Below are 16,844 nucleotides of genomic sequence, written 5' to 3'. Positions count from 1 at the left end.
CTGTTCACAGAAAGGATCTCTTCGCCTTATGAGTTCAAATACGAAAAAGAAAATAAAATCATGGAAACTCTTTTCCGGTATCGTTATTGTAGTTCTGCTGCTTGCCGTAACAGCCGCCGGAATTCTCTATGTGAAAATATATGAACCCGGAAAACGTTCCGCCGATCTTGGACGCCTGCAGCAGGAATCCTATCAGGGGGTCTTCTGCTCCATGTATGCGCCGGAAGCTTTCCCGGAAGACATTTACTCTACCTATATGGGTTACGATGCTGTCAGCTGTTCCCATCGCCTGACTTCCTTTTCCGATATCTCCGATTATCTGGAAACTGCTTTTTCCTCCGGAAATGAGGTCACTCACGTATTGCTCATTTTGGACCCCTTCCTGCTGTGGAACAGCAATTTCCATAATAACAGTCGATTTTATGCCTCTTTCGATGAGGATCTTTTGGCATATGTCGATTCTTATTCCGGTGTTGAATTTACCATAGTATTCTCCTGTCCTTCTCTGAAATACTGGCAGGCCCACAGCAGTGACACCGAAACCTACGAAAATCTGGTGCAGGTTCTGGCAGCTCCCCTGTCTGTCCGGGAAAATGTCTCTCTGTTCTTCCCCGGCGGAGAAGAATGGCTGATCTCCAATCCTGATGCCTATGACACTCCTCTGGAATTAAATGCTGTCGCTGCCCGCTCCGTCATGCTACTGGTATTGAGCGGCACCTTGCAATACCATGGTATAGATGCCGATAACTCCAGTCTGACACAGTTTGATACCCTGGTGCAGGCAGCCATTAATGCCCCTGCTTCCTATTCCGATCTGTCCGATTATGACATCGTCTTTTTCGGTGACAGCGTATTCGGAAACTATCAGGATTTTGCCTCCATCCCCGGCGTTATCGGTGCCCTGACGAAAGCCTCCGTTCACAACCGTGCCATCGGAGGTTCCTCCGCCACACAATTGACCCCCGATGACAAATCCTTCCCCAGTGCCGTACAGCGCTTTTTATCGGAAGATACTGCCGAAATCTCCGGGGAGAAAAAACTTTGTTTCGTAATCAATTACGGATTGAATGACTATTTTACGGGATATACTGTGGAGCAATATCGTGACGGTCTGCAAGCAGGGGTGCAATCTCTTCAGGATGCTTACCCGGATGCTGAAATTCTGATCGCTTCCTCGAATTTCATTACAGCGTTCGACAACGGTACCGCTTTCAACAATGATCTGGATGAAATTCTGAACGATTATGTGACCGGTGCCGAAGAAACCGCGGCGGCCATGAACGTTTTCTTTCTCAATACCAACGAGGCATTGCAATGGAATCCCCAAAATGCTGCCTGCTATCTGGTGGATGCCGTTCATCCCAACGAAGAGGGACGTTTCCTGTTTGGCACAGCAATTATAAAGGCTTTAGAGGAGGATATTTTTTCTTATCCTGTACACTGATATCTTTTCCCAGCTGTACTTCGATCACCTGGAGCTCCGTGTCTGCCAGAAGCATATGCCGGCATCCCGCCGGCATCCGCAGCACATCACCGGCCTTTACTCTGCGTTCCTCACCATCTATCACTGCCCGGCCTTCTCCGTAGATCACCGTCCATACCTCATCCCGGAATTCATGGCTGTGATAATTCATCTTATGTCCGGGATTCAATGTCACTTTGATCGTCAGACTTTCCTTTTCCACATCCATGATCCGGAAGCTTCCCCAGGATTTTTCTGCGAACATGACCTGCTGGGTAAAACTGCTCACATATGGTTTGATATAGCTGGACTGCTCTTTGTCCGATACCAGAATCCCCTCGGGGCTGGCCGCCACGACAATATCCTGCAATCCCATGCACAGCACCGGCATATCCAGCTCATTCACCACATGGACATTCCGGCAGGTCTCATTGAGCACCGCCTCCCCGACGCATGCACTGTCCATGGCTTCCGTCAGGGTGTTCCAGGTACCCAGATCCTTCCAGGTTCCGGCAAAACGCATGACCTCGATCTCAGGTTCCTTCTCCACTACCGCATAGTCGAAACTGATCTTCTGTAGGGTTTCATATTTTGCCAGCAAATCTTCATAATCGGTAAACTCTATAAGTTCATGAGCCTTCTGCAATACATAATTCAGGCGGAAGGCAAACACTCCGCCGTTCCACAGCGCTCCCTGTCTGATATATTCCGCTGCCTGCTCCTTGTCCGGTTTCTCCTTAAACATTTCCACCGGGCTGATATTTTCCGCTGTTTTCGGAATGATATAGCCATATTTTTCGCTGGGATACGTCGGTTCCATACCCATCAGCACCAGATGGGCCGCACTCTGTGCCGCACGCTTCTCCAGCCGCTGCAAAGCTTCGAAATAATCCTTTTCCACGTACGGATCCACCGGACATACGATCACCGGCTCTTCTCCTGTCACTCCCTGCACATCCTGCAGATATGCCACCGCCAGTGCAATCGCCGGGAAGGTGTCTCTTCTGCAGGGCTCCATGCTGATACCGACATTTTCTCCCAGCTGGTTGTGGATGGAAGAGATCTGTGCCTTGGATGTGGCAATCGTGATCTTTGCCTCCGGATCCGCCTCCCGGATCTGCCGGTACACCCGCTGCACCATGGACTCCAGGCCGCCGTCTTCCGTATGAAATATTTTGATAAACTGCTTGGAACGGATTTCGTTGGACAGGGGCCAAAGCCGCTGTCCGGAGCCGCCCGATAAAAGTATGATATTCATAAGTGTCCTCTCTTAATTCTGTACGGTAAGCAGCAGATAATCTCCTACCGTATCCACTACATCATAGGAAAAATCAATGTATTGCAGATCTCCCTGATACAATACCAGCAGGCCGTCTCCCACCATCTCCACCAGTTCTGCGGCCTGTTGCTCTGGATAGATGTAGTGATACCGGTCCGCATAAGCCGGAAGCTCTCTTCCGTTGGAGACATTACTCTTCCCCTGATAATACTGTGCGTCTATCTTACAGACATACTGGGTCAGGATCTCCGTGGCATCCCGGTTGAACTGCCAGCCCAGATTGCCGGTGATGTACAGGCTTTCGTATTCCTCCAGAGAATCCGCTTCCGCCACCGTCTCCATGAAATCTTTGTTATAGTACTGTCTGCTTTCTTCCGCATAGGTAGTAAAATAAGTCCCGAAGAACAGAATACTGCTGATTCCATAGGCAGCTGCGATCACCGGCCACAGTTTTTTCCATTTTCGAACCGCCAGACCGATTCCGTAGGCACATAACAGGATGATCGGATAGAAAATAATATTCACACGGTTAATGTTGACTTCGTAAGTGATCAGGCCGACCCAGATCCCGGTGACCAGGAAGCCCCATAATGCCAGCATCCGTGTCTGTTTTTCAATGCTTTTCTCCCGGAAGAGCTGTATGGTAAATACAATGATCCCCGCAAAGACAAACGGGATCGACACATGATACAACGGGCCAAAAGCCGGAATCGAATTGAAGAAAATATCCGGCAGCTACAGGAATACATGGCTGAACAGAGCCCAGGCATTTTTCCCCAGCTGTGCAAAGGAAAAGTTCAAAAGCAGAATATCTGCGCTTCTCACACTGTCCGGAAAATACGGCATGGTAAAAAGCGGAGTACTTATGGTTCTGCCAAAGTGTACCGCGTTGATTCCCAGAACTATGACTTCCGGCAGGGCCACTACCGTAAAGATCAGTGCGCACAGCAATCCTTCCCGGAATTTCAGCCGGCGCTTCCACAGGCACCATATGAAGAATACAAAAAGAAATGCAGTTACGGAATAGGCAGCGATACCGTAACAGTAAAATGTCAGTCCGAAAAAGACCATGGACAAGTATAAATAGCGTCGTTTTTCCATTCCAAGAAGCAGTAAATAAAATCCCAGCAGGAAAATATGCGGGAAGAGATTGCAATCCAGCGACCAGCGGCTCTGCATAAACTGCCAGGGATTCACAGCGGTCAGCAGCATTGCCACCAGGGCGATCCGTTCAGAGAATAATTTCCTGCCCACAAGATATACCAATGCCACCGCGCCAGAGGAGATCAGTACCATCGGCAGACGCACCGTTACCGTGTTGAATCCGAACAGTTTGATAAAGGGAACCATGCAATAGGCAAGGAGAACGCTCATCTGACTGTATCTCCAGGCAGTAAAATGAACCGGCAGAAAAGTACCATATCTGTCGGTTCCGTATTTTGATAATGCCCAGGCATCCACCGCTCCCATGGCCTCGTCCTGGTTGATACCGTCCGGCACTGTGGCAAAACGGATGCAACGCAGGATCACGGCAAGCGCGAGGATGCTCCAGAAGAAAATTTTTCTGTTTTTATTGTTCCAAAGACCGGTGGAAGAATCCTGTGTCATAGTATTCATAATCGTACGATACCTTTCGATGTTCTCTTTCAGGCCTCCTGCGTCATTTTTTCCGCCGCATATGGCCTATCACTATCACATCATACCACAGAATGTTGCATTTGTCCCTAGTCTTCCGTATACCGGTCCAGCATTTTGAGATATTTCAAAACCGCTTTCTTCTTATCCTCCGGAAGATTACGATATGTATGCAATATCAATTCTTCCTCCTGTGCATGTACTTCCACCATTTCCCGCTCATCGAAGATATCTGTGATCGAGATTCCCAGCTGATTGCAAAGAATCATCATGGTATCGATTCTGGGAACTGTCTTGCCGGTCAGAAAACAGCTTACCGTAGAGGATGACAGTCCCGAATGCCTTGCAATCTTATAAGGTGTCGTGCCTCTTTCGGCACAGAGCTGTTTGAATTTTGCCGCAAGTTCCCTGCATTTTTCTTTGGTGTCGTACATATTGTTTAACCGCCTTTGTCATTTATTTAGGTCTCTATAAAGTACATGACAAAAATCGACGGATTCTTACAAAAAATTTTTTGTGTGGTGTACGCTGTATGCGTTTCACAGAAAGGAAGCAAAAAGACCTGCCTGTCGGCAGATCTTTTGAGTATTATAATATTTTCTGTTTTACATCATCAGCAGGCTTTCATGATTTATTTCATCATAAATAAATTCCGCCCATTCCTCAACAGTATCATGGTCGACAAAATCCTTGTCCATTGCCAGTGCCTTGGATAAATAAGAATCACGAACGGCACGAGCTGCTTCCACTTCATTCAAATGATACTTTCTGACCAAGGTATCCCGTACATAACTCTTAAATTCCCTGATTTCCGCATTTGTCATACCATTCACCTTCTTCCTCTTGCGTTCAAATATTTCTTCTTGTTATTTATCATATCACAAGATAATACTTTTATGCAAGATATCGCTTTTAAAGTATGAAAGGAATACTGTTGCGGATATACCTCTCCATTATCTTTCAAAAACTCCTTATAATTAATGTCTCCCGGTATGACTTGGCCTCCGTTAACCTTATACGCTATATTAATTATATTGCCATCCGCAATTTCTCCATAGCAAATATCGTATTTTCCATCCTGATTGTGCTCTAGTATATTGTATGCAGACAGCATCTGTGGTTTCAATCGATTATTCAGGACAAATTTTCCCCATCTTTCCGAATGTCGTGGATAGGAACCTATTACTAAATCCATTGCACTTATCGGTTTATAATCTACTTCTACAATGTATGGTTCCTCGTTTTTATTATTTTTCGCATTATATTTCTGAGTAGTTCTTATTGCTGCCAGCGCTGCATGATCATAGCTTGGCGTTGTATAAAAACCCGGGCCAAAATCCAGATAGGGTTTACTATATTTCAGATCGATTCCATGATTAACTATATTTATTGCTGAACTATAATTGGTTCCATGATATAATTTCATCTTATGTTTACTTTCTTTCACAGTATTTTTACTTCAATATGTTTCCCTAATGCACTGGCATATTTTTCCAAAACCACCAATGTAGGAATTCCCGAGCCATTCTCCAGTCTGGCAATATTAGACGCTTTCATCCCTGTACGATCCGCGATATCACTCTGTGTCAAACCCTGTCGATGTCTCTCTGCCACCAATTCCTTGACAACTTGATCCGTATGACTCGACACTTTTTTCTGTATTGCTTCCACATATGCCTGCAATCTTTTTAGCTGATCTTTTTTCCGCTCCTCGTCATCTCGCAAAATTTCAAATTTTATGCCATTCATATCTTCTCTTATATCGTTTTCTTTCATAATTCATACCCTTCTTCTGTGGTCCTGATTACTTTGTTATTTCATATTATATCATTGATGATAGTATCTTTCAAGATATGTTGCAAGGAATATTTATTCATATATAAAGTGCCGGAATTCTGATTCGCAGAAATTACGTTTTCCATATAATATGGTATGAATTGCAATTCTCCGCTCCAACGATTCTTAAGTTCCCTCGATTTATCGAAATCCCTTTAGCCGTCAAAAACTTTACTCCCTCATTAGATAATGTTATACTTTTTATAAAACATCCCGAAAGGAGCCTGATCTTAAATGCGGAAATTTATTATGGATAAATATAATCTGATTGCATTTGCCATCGGATTGATTCCCACCATTCTACTTTACCTGTTTCCTCCGGATGCCGCTGTCCCCTTTTGGGCATTTTCTATTGTTTTATTCTTTCTGTTAATTGCCATCTGGATGTGTGCAAAGCTATGGTTAGAATCCAAAAACGATAAGGCTGTTCCCACGATATCCATCATCGAATGCAGTCACAATGTCTGTATTTGTAAAACACATGATTTTATCACATACAACTCGATTGTTACATTTTATAAGAAGGATGGGAATTTCGAAAAATTAATTGGATTCGGATTAGTAGAAACTATAAACAGCGGCGGAAAATCCGCACAGATTCGGATCGTTCCCGGTGACATGCGGAGCAAGAACCAAGTCTCCGCTTCGGAAATTTCCGATTTTGTCTCTTATATTAATGACAATAAAAATAATATTATTGTGCGCCCTACTATAACAAGCGATATCGTGCCTTATATCTATAAAATATTAAATCAGGAGGTTTCCAATGAGTAAACAGATTAAGATCGTACATGTATCCGATGATAATTGTGATGTTTCTCTTAATGTTGGTTCTATTAATGGGGTGCAGGAAGGGGACAAATTTCTGGTATATTCTCTTTCCGACCACGAGATCGTGGATCCGGATACCGGGGAATCCTTAGGATATCTGGAATTTGTGAAGGGTACCGGGGAGGTCGTCCATGTCCAGGATAAGATGTGCACCATCACATCCGTCACATATCGGAAACCGGTAGCCAAAAAGACAATCCGTAAGACAACACCGTCCATGACTATGTGGGCCGGCAGTACCGTGGAAGAAATTGTTCAGGATGATAACCGGGAGCAGATACCTTTTGACAATCCTCATGTGGGAGATCTTGCAAAACCTATTTAAATACTCTTTTCAAAAACGCCAGAGCTTTTAGAAGCTCTGGCGTTTCCGTTCCCAATTTTTTATTCCACCGTAACACTCTTCGCCAGATTCCTGGGCTTATCTACATCCAGTCCCTTTGCGACACTGACATAATATCCCAGCAGCTGCAGCGGTATCACCGCAAGGCTGGCCATGAAATGCTCGTCCACCTTCGGCACATAGACAGCGAAGTTCACCTGATCTTCGATTTCGTAATTGCCATAGGTAGTCATGCCCATAAGGTATGCACCACGGCTCTTGCACTCCAGCATATTGCTTATGGTCTTCTCGTATAACTCGTTCTGGGTCAGAACACCGATCACCAGCGTTCCCTGTTCGATCAGACTGATGGTTCCGTGCTTCAGTTCCCCGGCCGCATATGCTTCGGAATGAATGTAGCTGATTTCCTTCAGTTTGAGGCTTCCTTCCAGACAAACGGCATAGTCTATACCACGTCCTACGAAGAATACATCAGACGCATTGGCATACTTTGCGGCAAACCATTGCAGGCGCTCCTTGTCTTCCAGAATTTTCTGTATCTTCTCCGGAATCGTCAGCAGTTCGGCAATATAATAACCATACTGCTCTTCTGTGATCTTACCACGAACTTTGGCAAACTGCACTGCCAGGCAATACATTGCTGCAAGCTGCGCACTATAGGCCTTCGTGGTTGCCACAGAAATCTCCGGGCCTGCCAGTGTGTAAAATACTTTATCCGCTTCTCTGGCAATACTACTGCCTACCACATTGACAATGGCCATAGTGGTAATGCCCTTTTCCTTCGCTAGTCTTAATGCAGCCAAAGTATCCGCTGTCTCACCGGACTGGCTGACCACGATCATCAGTGCCTTCGGGTTCAGGGACATTTTCCGGTATCTGAATTCTGATGCAAGTTCCACACGCACCGAAATATCTGCCATGTCTTCCAGAACATACTGTGCCGCCATGCCTACATGCCATGCAGAACCACAGGCTACAATATAAATCTGTTCAAAGCCCTTGATCTCATCTTCGGTAATTCCCACTGCTTCGAAGTCAATCCTGCCATCTTTGATCACAGAATTCAGGGTATCCTGAACTGCTTTCGGCTGCTCATGGATCTCTTTCATCATGAAATGTTCAAAACCGGCCTTTTCTGCCGCTTCTGCATCCCATTTGATTTCCGTAGTCTGCTTCTCGATTTCATCCCCGTCCAGGTTATAGAAATGAGCTTCTCCCGGAGTCAGCTTTGCAAACTCAAGGTTGCCTATATAATACACATTTCTGGTATATTTCAAGATAGCCGGGACATCGGACGCCACATAGGTCTCCCCATCCGCAATACCGATGATCATCGGGCTGTCCTTACGGGCTACCCAGATCTCACCGGGATAGTCACGGAACATCAGCTCCAACGCATAGGATCCGCGAATACGCACCATGGTTTTCGCAATGGCATCAATGGGACCGAGTTTATACTTCTTGTAGTAATAATCCACCAGCTTGATCGCTACCTCTGTATCGGTCTGGCTGTAAAATGTATAACCATGCTTCAGCAGTTTTTCTTTCAGTTCCGTGTAATTTTCAATGATACCATTATGTACGCCTACCACTTCCGATTCTACCGCGCCGGAACCGGATCTGCTACAGTTGCCGGAGACATGGGGATGGGCATTGATCTGACTGGGTTCGCCATGGGTTGCCCAACGGGTATGTCCGATACCGCAGGTTCCCTTCAAAGCATTTCCATTGTCCGTTTTCTCGACCAGATTCGAAAGACGCCCCTTAGCCTTTACTACCTGTGCCAGGGCATCGCCATCGCGGACTGCAAGTCCCGCAGAGTCATACCCTCTATATTCTAATTTTGACAGTCCGTCCAGAAGGATCGGTGCTGCCTGTCTGTTTCCTGTAAATCCTACAATTCCACACATATGCTAGTCCTCTTTCTAATAGTCTGCTCATTTTCCTACTACGATTTGCTATTTAAGAAATAAGCCCCTGGAATAAAAACAAAAGATCTGCTCTCATACCGGCAGATCTTTTTAAAATTATTTTTCTAAATCAATTGTCTTTAACAATTCACGAATCTGCTCTACACTCAGCCACTCGGTATTATTACCGGAACTATAAGAGAATCCCTCAGCGACTCTCTTGCCAGTAGGAACAGCACGTCTGGATTCACTCCATACCATCTGGGGATATACAATAAAGTGCTTGTCATATTCGTATGTGTTCATGGAATCTTCCACGGTTACCATGATCTCATGAAGCTTTTCGCCTTCGCGAATTCCGACTTCCGGCATCTCACATCCCGGCAGCATTGCCTGAGCCAGATCTGTGATCTTGAAAGAAGGAATCTTGGAGATGAAAGTCTCACCACCCTTGGACTCTTCCAAAGCCTTGATCACCAGTTCCACACCCTGCTGCAGACTGATCCAGAAACGGGTCATGCGATAGTCGGTGATGGGGAGCTCGGTACCGCCGTTCTTGATAATGTTGTGGAAGAACGGAATAACAGATCCACGGCTTCCGGCCACATTACCGTAACGAACGATGGAGAAGCAGATGTCCTTGCTTCCGGCATAAGCGTTAGCAGCAATGAATAACTTGTCAGATACCAGTTTGGTTCCGCCGTACAGATTTACCGGATTGACAGCCTTGTCCGTGGACAGGGCAACCACCTTTTTCACACCGGTATCCAATGCAGCATCAATAACATTCTGCGCACCGTGGATATTGGTCTTGATCGCCTCAGCGGGATTGTATTCGCAGGCAGGCACCTGCTTCAGAGCTGCAGCATGGATAACATAATCCACACCCTCAAATGCTCTGGTCAGACGTTCCTTGTCTCTGACATCACCAATGAAGAAACGAAGCTTATCAGCATACTGTTTGAATTCATTCTGCATGATAAACTGCTTAAACTCATCACGGGAATAAATGATGATCTTCCTGGGATTGTAGTTGTCCAACACATACTTGGTAAATGCCTTACCAAAACTGCCGGTACCACCTGTAATCAAAATGGATTTATTATCTAATAACATAATGTCCTCACTTTCAACACTTAAAATTCCTAATCATCATAACATATTATATGGAAAAACGCAATTGTTACGCATATTCTCTGAGACAGTATAATTCCGGAAAAAATAGCCAAAGTCCTTTTCATAAAAGGACTTTGGCTACTATCGTCTCGTCATACAAGAATTCTGCAGTCTTTAACAATGCTTAACATATCTTATTCTACAATAATTCCACCCAAAACTGTAATATCCTGTCTCTTCAGTAATGCCAATTCATTTGCGACTTCATTGTACAAAGTAGAACCGGCTTTTTCTACCAATACCACTCCCGTCATAGCCTCTACTTTCTCCATGGACTCTGCATTATAAAGGACATTATCCAGAACTGTAACGTTGACGCCTTCCTTCTCTAATGCTGTCTTAAGGTTTTCACATACACTGCCGGCACCGGCCTCCAGATTACATCCCATCAGGCAGATAGTATTCAGCTTATTTTTCACTGCTACAATCTTCACTGCTGCAAATGCCAGTTCCATAGACTGTTTGGCATCAAATTTCCGCTTACCGTAGTATCGAAGATCATCTACCCACTTGTCCAGAATAAACTTCTTCTTAGAATTCTTTACCACCACACCGATCAGAGGAATGTGATATAAACTCTGCAATTCATCGGATACACGAATCTTACTGTTGAAAATATATATCAAGAACAGAATTCCCGCATAGACAAATGCAAATAATACTGCACCCAGAAGGACATACTTCTTGCTTACAGAAGGACTTGCTAATACCGGCTCCTCCTCTGTTGTCGTATCCTTTTGATCCATCTCAGCCTCTCTGGTCTCTTCCTCCCAAGTCAGCAGATCATAATACTTCTGCTGGTCTGCAGTAAATCCTGCTTTTGCAGATGCGATCCCTGATCTAAGATTGCTAACCTGATTGCCATAATCTATCTGCCGCGCCATCATATCGGTACTTATGATTTTACCGGAAGTCTCGGACAATAATATCAACTCATGATTACCCAATTCCTTTACAAGATTCTTCTGCTGCTGTTCCATGTAGCTGCTAACTGCAGCTGCCAGCTGTCCGCAAGTCTCTTCATCCTTCTGGATGACCGTTACCTTCAGATTGTCACTTCCAGTGCTAATATTTGCGCCATTTCTCACGAATATTTCCGGATTTGTACTAACAGAAATCAACTCTGCAGCATATGCAGCGTCAATCCCTGTCTGCTGTTCCACCCAGTCATATAAACCTACCCCACCAACTATATTTTTGTAGAGCGTCCCCAGGTGTTGTGCCAGACCCTCATCCTCTGCCTGAATTCTGTATACCAGCTCTGTCTGCACAATATCCAATGGATCCAACTGCATGTAAACAGATTCCTGAAAATACTTATCCTTATATAAATATTCCCTCTCATCATCCACCGTAGTTAAAACCGCAGCCTTTTCACTGTCACTCAAACTATCCTCTAACTGTGTCAACTGCTCTTCTACTGCCAATTCATCCAGTTCCGGTTCTTCCTCTACTGTCGGTGTACTCTGAATATTCCGATAAGATTTCACATAACTGAATCCTCCCATCAGAACTGCACCTATTATAAGCGCAACCAGCAAGCCTCTCCAGTGAGATAAAATATCGGCTATCATATCCAGTAAATCGATTTCCCGTTCTTCCATGATCTTTTAACCTTTCTTTCGTTTATAATTTTTTATATTTAAGATTATTTTGATTAACGGCATTATTATATCATGGAGCCAGGGTTTCCTCAACCGGATATTATAATTATGTCTATATCTTCTTTTCTTATTGTACCACTTCTACTTTTTTGACATTTACTACACTATACTCACAGTCTTCCACGCCAATTATCTTTTGTTCATTCCTGTGAATCAAAATTTCATCTCCGTTTATTTCGCTTCTATGTAGTACATAGTGTTCCCGATCACTATAGGTAATCGCATATGTCTCCCCGCTTACCATACGAAATTCTCGCTGATTTCTAGTCTGTTGGCTTCCACTATAGTAAAGCCCCGCCAGTATAAAACTACAGATTACACATCCACACAAAATCACAACCCCCACCTTATCCTCCCAACTTTTAAGCCCTGAATTTTCCTCTTTTTTCTGTAATTTAAAAATAAAGTACATAATCATTTCGAATATATAGAGCATAATGGTCAGCACACACATTTGTGGTATCATCATATCCATATGGGCCATAACACCTATGACCCATGTAAGTGGTAAGTTTGCTATAGACAATAAAAAAAGACTTCTCCAGAAACACTTCCACAGCATCTTGCTCCACGCAAATATTCTTTTGATTTTAGACTGTTGTTCTTTCTTTATCGCTTCACTATACTTTTTAAAGCCTTCATCCATCATTGCAAATACATAAAATAATAGCAGAAGAAGGCCTGCTAAAAATATTACCTGGAAAAGATTTCCTTCATAATTTATATTCATAACATTAGCATCAATATTTAATTCTTTAAAATATCCCATCCAATATACATAAATCATAAGCCGTATTCCGGCATAAACTACACTTAAAAATGCTGTTGTCATTGCCAACACAACTGTGATGTTTTCTTTAATAATTTTCCATAATTTTTTCATAGAAAGCTTTATTCCTCCATAAATGAAGAATTATGTGTATTTCATAATGTTTACCCTTAAGTTTTATTATACTGTTCTTTTTACTGTTCGTTCTAATAGTATATACTTCGATTTATCAAAATGTTAATAATAACAAAAATGGGGGAAACAGCAAATGAATCAAACATAGAAATCCATAAGACGTCTTTTAAATATACTTGCTAATGTAAACTTCATTTCCTAATAACAAGTAAACAGCTCTGCATTCTTGATATACAATTATTTTGCTATTATATATAAAGCACGACGGAAAGCTTATTCACAAGCCTTCCGTCACTCATTATTATAGGGCTTCTAAATATTTATAGAATTTTCCCCAAACGTTGGGCTTTAATGTTTATGACTTTTGATATTACTCACTAAATTGTTTCAGTATCAAAAATGTCATTTTTCGTACGTAATATCATCAAAAACAATGGGGATTTGTTTTTTTAATTCGTCCAATAAAGCGCAGGCAATTTCTCTCATTTGTGGATGCGCTCTCAGTGTTGTCCTTAACTTAAAGAAATGTCTCCATTCCCTTAAATTCATCGTAACAATAATTTCTGTCTTTAAACTATTAGGCAACAAACTTCGAGCCTCTTGAGGTTTTACTCCTTTTTCTATTAAATAATTGTAAGACTCTTCTATCTTTTGCATAGTTTCTAACCAACATCGATATTCATCACTATCTTCTTCCCAAAAAAATGGTTTAATTAACGTTAATTCCTTACCAAATCTTTCATTTGCATAATTGCAATACCGTGTGCTTTCCTGACTGTAACTTGCAATACGGTGTCTGACTATTTCATGGCTTACCCCTCGATCACATATAATTTTAACCGTTACTTTTTCATGTTCAATGACTGATTCATGGCCACTTTTAATTATATTTTGTATAAATTTTCCAGCAGAATCTTTTGTTATTTTTCCCTCACTTTTATAGCAAACCCTTCCTGCTTTTTCTATCTTTTTTAACAACTCTTCACCATTTATTTCATCTATGATTTCAAATGCTGGTTCAATTATTTTCATACTTTAATTCTCCTATAATGAATATATTTTTCCCAAATTTTGTTTACAGATTAAGCAGTTCTCTTCATCCTTTTCACATATAGGCACATTTAACTTAGCTAATGAGTATCTCCTAATTATTTTATTTGTTTTATTTTCTTGCTCCTGTTTCAACAAGTTAAAATTTGTAAATAATGCTAATACATATATTTTTGAACATGCTTCTAATTTAGTATTTGACTTTAATATTTCAGCCAAATATTCCATTGAAGGCATCATATCACATATAATTAAAACATTTTTATATTCATTATACTCGTTCCATAACGACTTTTCTAAATCGATATGCTCATTATCTTTATGTACAGATGGATAAAAATAATAATCTTTATCATTTTCAATCCAGTAATCTACTAAGCTGCTTCCAATAATGTTCCCTTCCATTCCATACCCAACAACTACCTGCACATCACCCATTTCTTTCTCAAAAATCTCAATTATACATTCCTTTGCTTTTTCCAAAATATCGATGTTTCCTAAAAAAGATGCTATATTTATCCATCCTAATGTCTTGTTTTTATTTTTCCAGTGAAAATGACCTTCTTTATAATTTCCCTCTTTCTTTAAATATTCAAAAAGGAATTCACTTCTATTGCATAAATATATTTCCTTTTCGGCAGGAAATTTTCCCTGGCCATCAATCTTTTCGTGATCGCTATTTTCTTCTTTTGCTCTAGGCAAATCCTTTGAATCCACCTCTTCAGTCTTCCCTTTCGGAACGATAGATAATTCATTTAAGTATTTCTGGTTATTTCTTTCTTCCCATTCACCTGCGGTATAATTGTAATCATGAATACAAAGCTTCCCTTGTTCACATATAGCCACTGTAAATCTATTATTATAAGACTCTCCATTTACATTTTCCAGAATCTTTCCTATACTTCCTATTTCAATATATCTTAATTCATACTCTTGCTCACCAACCACATCTTTTTTACTTTCCGATGTATGATGATGCCCATATATAAACGTATTTATTCGTTTTAATCCAAGTGCATCTCTAAGTGTATCTACATTTTTTATAGATGCCAGTTCTCTTTCTCTTGTGTCTGTAAAACTGTGATGTGTTACAACAAAAATATTTTTATCGTCCCCCAAGTATTCTTGTATTTCTTTATCCAGCTTAGTCAAATCAACATATCCTACATGATTCAAATGGCTCTCTTTAGCCAACGAATTTATCCCCAGTATTAAAATGTTTTCTTCTTCTATATAGATAGTATCTAAAATAGATCTACTTATGTCAACGTTCTTTTTTTCTTTAAATCTTTCATAAAACTCTAAATAGTTTCCAAGTTTTACCTCATAATACTTTTCCGCTTCTAACTCATCTATATCATTCTTATCGCAATACGATTCCAGTTCGCTTCTATTAATATCATGATTTCCTGGGATAAGTAATACATTATTCTTTGAAATACTAAATTTATCACAAAATCTATTTAATATTTTTTCTAATACTATATATTCCTTTCTCCTTGCACTTTCTGCCAAATCTCCTGAGATAACCAAATACTTCACCTTGGTATCTTGTAATTTTTCAATACCTAACACATAGTTTTCCCACTTCTGATAATATTCATTCTCATCATTTTCTTGGAACTGTGATTTTTCTCTATCTTTAGAATAATGAATATCTGAAATAAACACTATTGCTGCTTTACTCATTTCGTTCCTCCTTCTCTACACACATCACATAAATCCGTTTTTATCGTATAACCTATTTTATTGCACTCATTAGATACCGTATAAAGAGAAATTCTATTAGCTACGTCTCTGTTTTTAATCGTTTTAATATCGACAAGACAAATCTCTCCTAAAATTTTTCCTCCACAATATTCTATTATAGTTCTTGCTCGTCCAACTTCTCCTCCCAAACATATTACATCTGAAACGATAATATAGTTTCTATTATCACGTATACTTTTTTCGAAATGTTTTCGATGAACGCTCTCAATTGGTCCCAAATGATCCAAGTATACCAAATCAATATGAAATAATTCTGCAAGTTGTGTTGCAATATACCCTCCATTTATAGTATGGAAAAAAAAACTAATATTGCTATTATCTAATGGGTTATTTGACATAATCCCCGCATCAATCATACTAAGCGCTAAATAATATATAGCTAATCTCAATAAACGTGATTTTGCTTCAACCATCTTTTTTAAGTTGATATAATGTGACAAATACACTGGAACTGACGTATGCTGATGTTGTGTTTCTGTACATTCATCGGTAGATTCAAGTATCATTTTTTCAAGTCTTTCTTTAAAAACTTTTTCTTTTCTCATTATTAGCTGTGAATATGTATATGTACCCTTAGCATTTCCCATTTTTGCAAATATATTCCCATTATTGTCATTGTTTATTTGCAAAAAATTTTCCATACCTGTTTCTTCATAAATCTCTTTTCTTAAATTCAAGAAATATACCATCTGATTTTTTGAACATATTTTTTTCTTAATCTTACTGACAAATCCCACCAAATTATTTTTTGATATTTCCTCAATACCGGAAAAATCAATACATATATCTTTTTCCTCATAATCATATTCATATATGTTCTCAAATATATTAGCATTTACCTTTTTGCAGTATATTCCCTTGGTCCTTCTCGCATCTAACATTATATCATACTGATAAAATTCACTAGAATATGTATGTAATGCACACTCCGCATGTAGATTTATAAAATATATATCTTCATCTGCAAGTAATGAATATAGCATT

17 protein-coding genes are annotated in these 16,844 nt (G+C 40.8%); 3 read left to right on the top strand and 14 right to left on the bottom strand.

Features of this window, described 5'->3' with window-relative positions:
* Positions 1-28 precede the first annotated feature (28 nt).
* A complete protein-coding gene (locus tag ACLTOH_RS03095) occupies positions 29-1,444 on the top strand; it encodes an SGNH/GDSL hydrolase family protein (protein WP_412223334.1) in 1,416 nt (471 codons plus the stop codon).
* On the opposite strand, the gene ACLTOH_RS03090 is transcribed toward ACLTOH_RS03095, so the two are convergent.
* From ACLTOH_RS03090 to ACLTOH_RS03060, 7 genes are all read right to left on the bottom strand, one after another.
* Positions 1,398-2,720: a sugar phosphate nucleotidyltransferase gene (locus tag ACLTOH_RS03090; protein ID WP_119624074.1), complete on the bottom strand. Its 1,323-nt coding sequence runs from the start codon at positions 2,718-2,720 to the stop codon at positions 1,398-1,400. The two genes, ACLTOH_RS03095 and ACLTOH_RS03090, sit on opposite strands and share 47 nt — an antisense overlap.
* 12 nt (positions 2,721-2,732) lie before the next feature.
* The gene (locus ACLTOH_RS03085) at positions 2,733-3,341 is read right to left on the bottom strand and encodes a hypothetical protein (RefSeq protein ID WP_412223333.1); all 609 of its coding nucleotides are present in this window, start codon (positions 3,339-3,341) and stop codon (positions 2,733-2,735) included.
* Between the two features lie 135 nt (positions 3,342-3,476).
* The gene (locus ACLTOH_RS03080) at positions 3,477-4,358 is read right to left on the bottom strand and encodes an ArnT family glycosyltransferase (protein WP_412223332.1); all 882 of its coding nucleotides are present in this window, start codon (positions 4,356-4,358) and stop codon (positions 3,477-3,479) included.
* Positions 4,359-4,465: 107 nt separating this feature from the next.
* Positions 4,466-4,810 (bottom strand): helix-turn-helix domain-containing protein, encoded by a 345-nt coding sequence (locus ACLTOH_RS03075; RefSeq protein WP_022312324.1) that lies wholly within the window; start codon positions 4,808-4,810, stop codon positions 4,466-4,468.
* Positions 4,811-4,981: 171 nt separating this feature from the next.
* The gene (locus ACLTOH_RS03070) at positions 4,982-5,200 is read right to left on the bottom strand and encodes a hypothetical protein (protein WP_022312325.1); all 219 of its coding nucleotides are present in this window, start codon (positions 5,198-5,200) and stop codon (positions 4,982-4,984) included.
* 5 nt (positions 5,201-5,205) lie between these two features.
* Positions 5,206-5,823 carry a DUF3990 domain-containing protein gene (locus ACLTOH_RS03065; RefSeq protein ID WP_412223331.1) on the bottom strand — a complete coding sequence of 206 codons (618 nt, stop codon included), beginning with the start codon at positions 5,821-5,823 and terminating at the stop codon, positions 5,206-5,208.
* A complete protein-coding gene (locus ACLTOH_RS03060; protein WP_227061604.1) occupies positions 5,820-6,152 on the bottom strand; it encodes a helix-turn-helix domain-containing protein in 333 nt (110 codons plus the stop codon). The genes ACLTOH_RS03065 and ACLTOH_RS03060 overlap by 4 nt, the downstream gene beginning before the upstream one ends.
* Before the next feature lie 309 nt (positions 6,153-6,461).
* On the opposite strand from ACLTOH_RS03060, the gene ACLTOH_RS03055 reads away from it, so the two are divergent.
* On the top strand, positions 6,462-6,986 hold the full coding sequence (locus ACLTOH_RS03055) for a hypothetical protein (protein ID WP_145985622.1): 525 nt from the start codon (positions 6,462-6,464) through the stop codon (positions 6,984-6,986).
* The gene (locus ACLTOH_RS03050) at positions 6,979-7,368 is read left to right on the top strand and encodes a hypothetical protein (RefSeq protein ID WP_022312329.1); all 390 of its coding nucleotides are present in this window, start codon (positions 6,979-6,981) and stop codon (positions 7,366-7,368) included. Before ACLTOH_RS03055 ends, ACLTOH_RS03050 begins: the two co-directional genes overlap by 8 nt.
* A gap of 59 nt (positions 7,369-7,427) precedes the next feature.
* Here ACLTOH_RS03050 and glmS read toward each other — a convergent pair whose 3' ends face one another.
* The 7 genes from glmS to ACLTOH_RS03015 all read right to left on the bottom strand — a co-directional run bounded on the left by glmS (position 7,428) and on the right by ACLTOH_RS03015 (position 16,843).
* A complete protein-coding gene (gene glmS, locus ACLTOH_RS03045; RefSeq protein ID WP_022312330.1) occupies positions 7,428-9,296 on the bottom strand; it encodes a glutamine--fructose-6-phosphate transaminase (isomerizing) in 1,869 nt (622 codons plus the stop codon).
* Between the two features lie 117 nt (positions 9,297-9,413).
* Positions 9,414-10,412 carry a UDP-N-acetylglucosamine 4,6-dehydratase (inverting) gene (gene pseB, locus ACLTOH_RS03040; protein ID WP_118731087.1) on the bottom strand — a complete coding sequence of 333 codons (999 nt, stop codon included), beginning with the start codon at positions 10,410-10,412 and terminating at the stop codon, positions 9,414-9,416.
* Positions 10,413-10,606: 194 nt separating this feature from the next.
* Positions 10,607-12,076 carry a hypothetical protein gene (locus ACLTOH_RS03035; protein WP_412223330.1) on the bottom strand — a complete coding sequence of 490 codons (1,470 nt, stop codon included), beginning with the start codon at positions 12,074-12,076 and terminating at the stop codon, positions 10,607-10,609.
* 127 nt (positions 12,077-12,203) lie between these two features.
* A complete protein-coding gene (locus ACLTOH_RS03030) occupies positions 12,204-13,019 on the bottom strand; it encodes a hypothetical protein (RefSeq protein WP_412223329.1) in 816 nt (271 codons plus the stop codon).
* Positions 13,020-13,442: 423 nt separating this feature from the next.
* Positions 13,443-14,072, bottom strand: a complete 630-nt coding sequence (gene thyX, locus ACLTOH_RS03025; protein WP_118731490.1) for an FAD-dependent thymidylate synthase — start codon at positions 14,070-14,072, stop codon at positions 13,443-13,445.
* Between the two features lie 12 nt (positions 14,073-14,084).
* Complete coding sequence (locus ACLTOH_RS03020; protein ID WP_412223328.1) at positions 14,085-15,779, bottom strand: metallophosphoesterase family protein; 1,695 nt, start codon at positions 15,777-15,779, stop codon at positions 14,085-14,087.
* Positions 15,776-16,843 (bottom strand): hypothetical protein, encoded by a 1,068-nt coding sequence (locus tag ACLTOH_RS03015; RefSeq protein ID WP_118731488.1) that lies wholly within the window; start codon positions 16,841-16,843, stop codon positions 15,776-15,778. Before ACLTOH_RS03015 ends, ACLTOH_RS03020 begins: the two co-directional genes overlap by 4 nt.
* Position 16,844: the final 1 nt, after the last annotated feature.

Origin of the sequence: Waltera sp. (genome assembly GCF_046969025.1) — a bacterium.
GTDB lineage: Bacteria > Bacillota > Clostridia > Lachnospirales > Lachnospiraceae > Acetatifactor > Acetatifactor acetigignens.
This window is presented reverse-complemented; position numbering and strand designations above follow the sequence as displayed.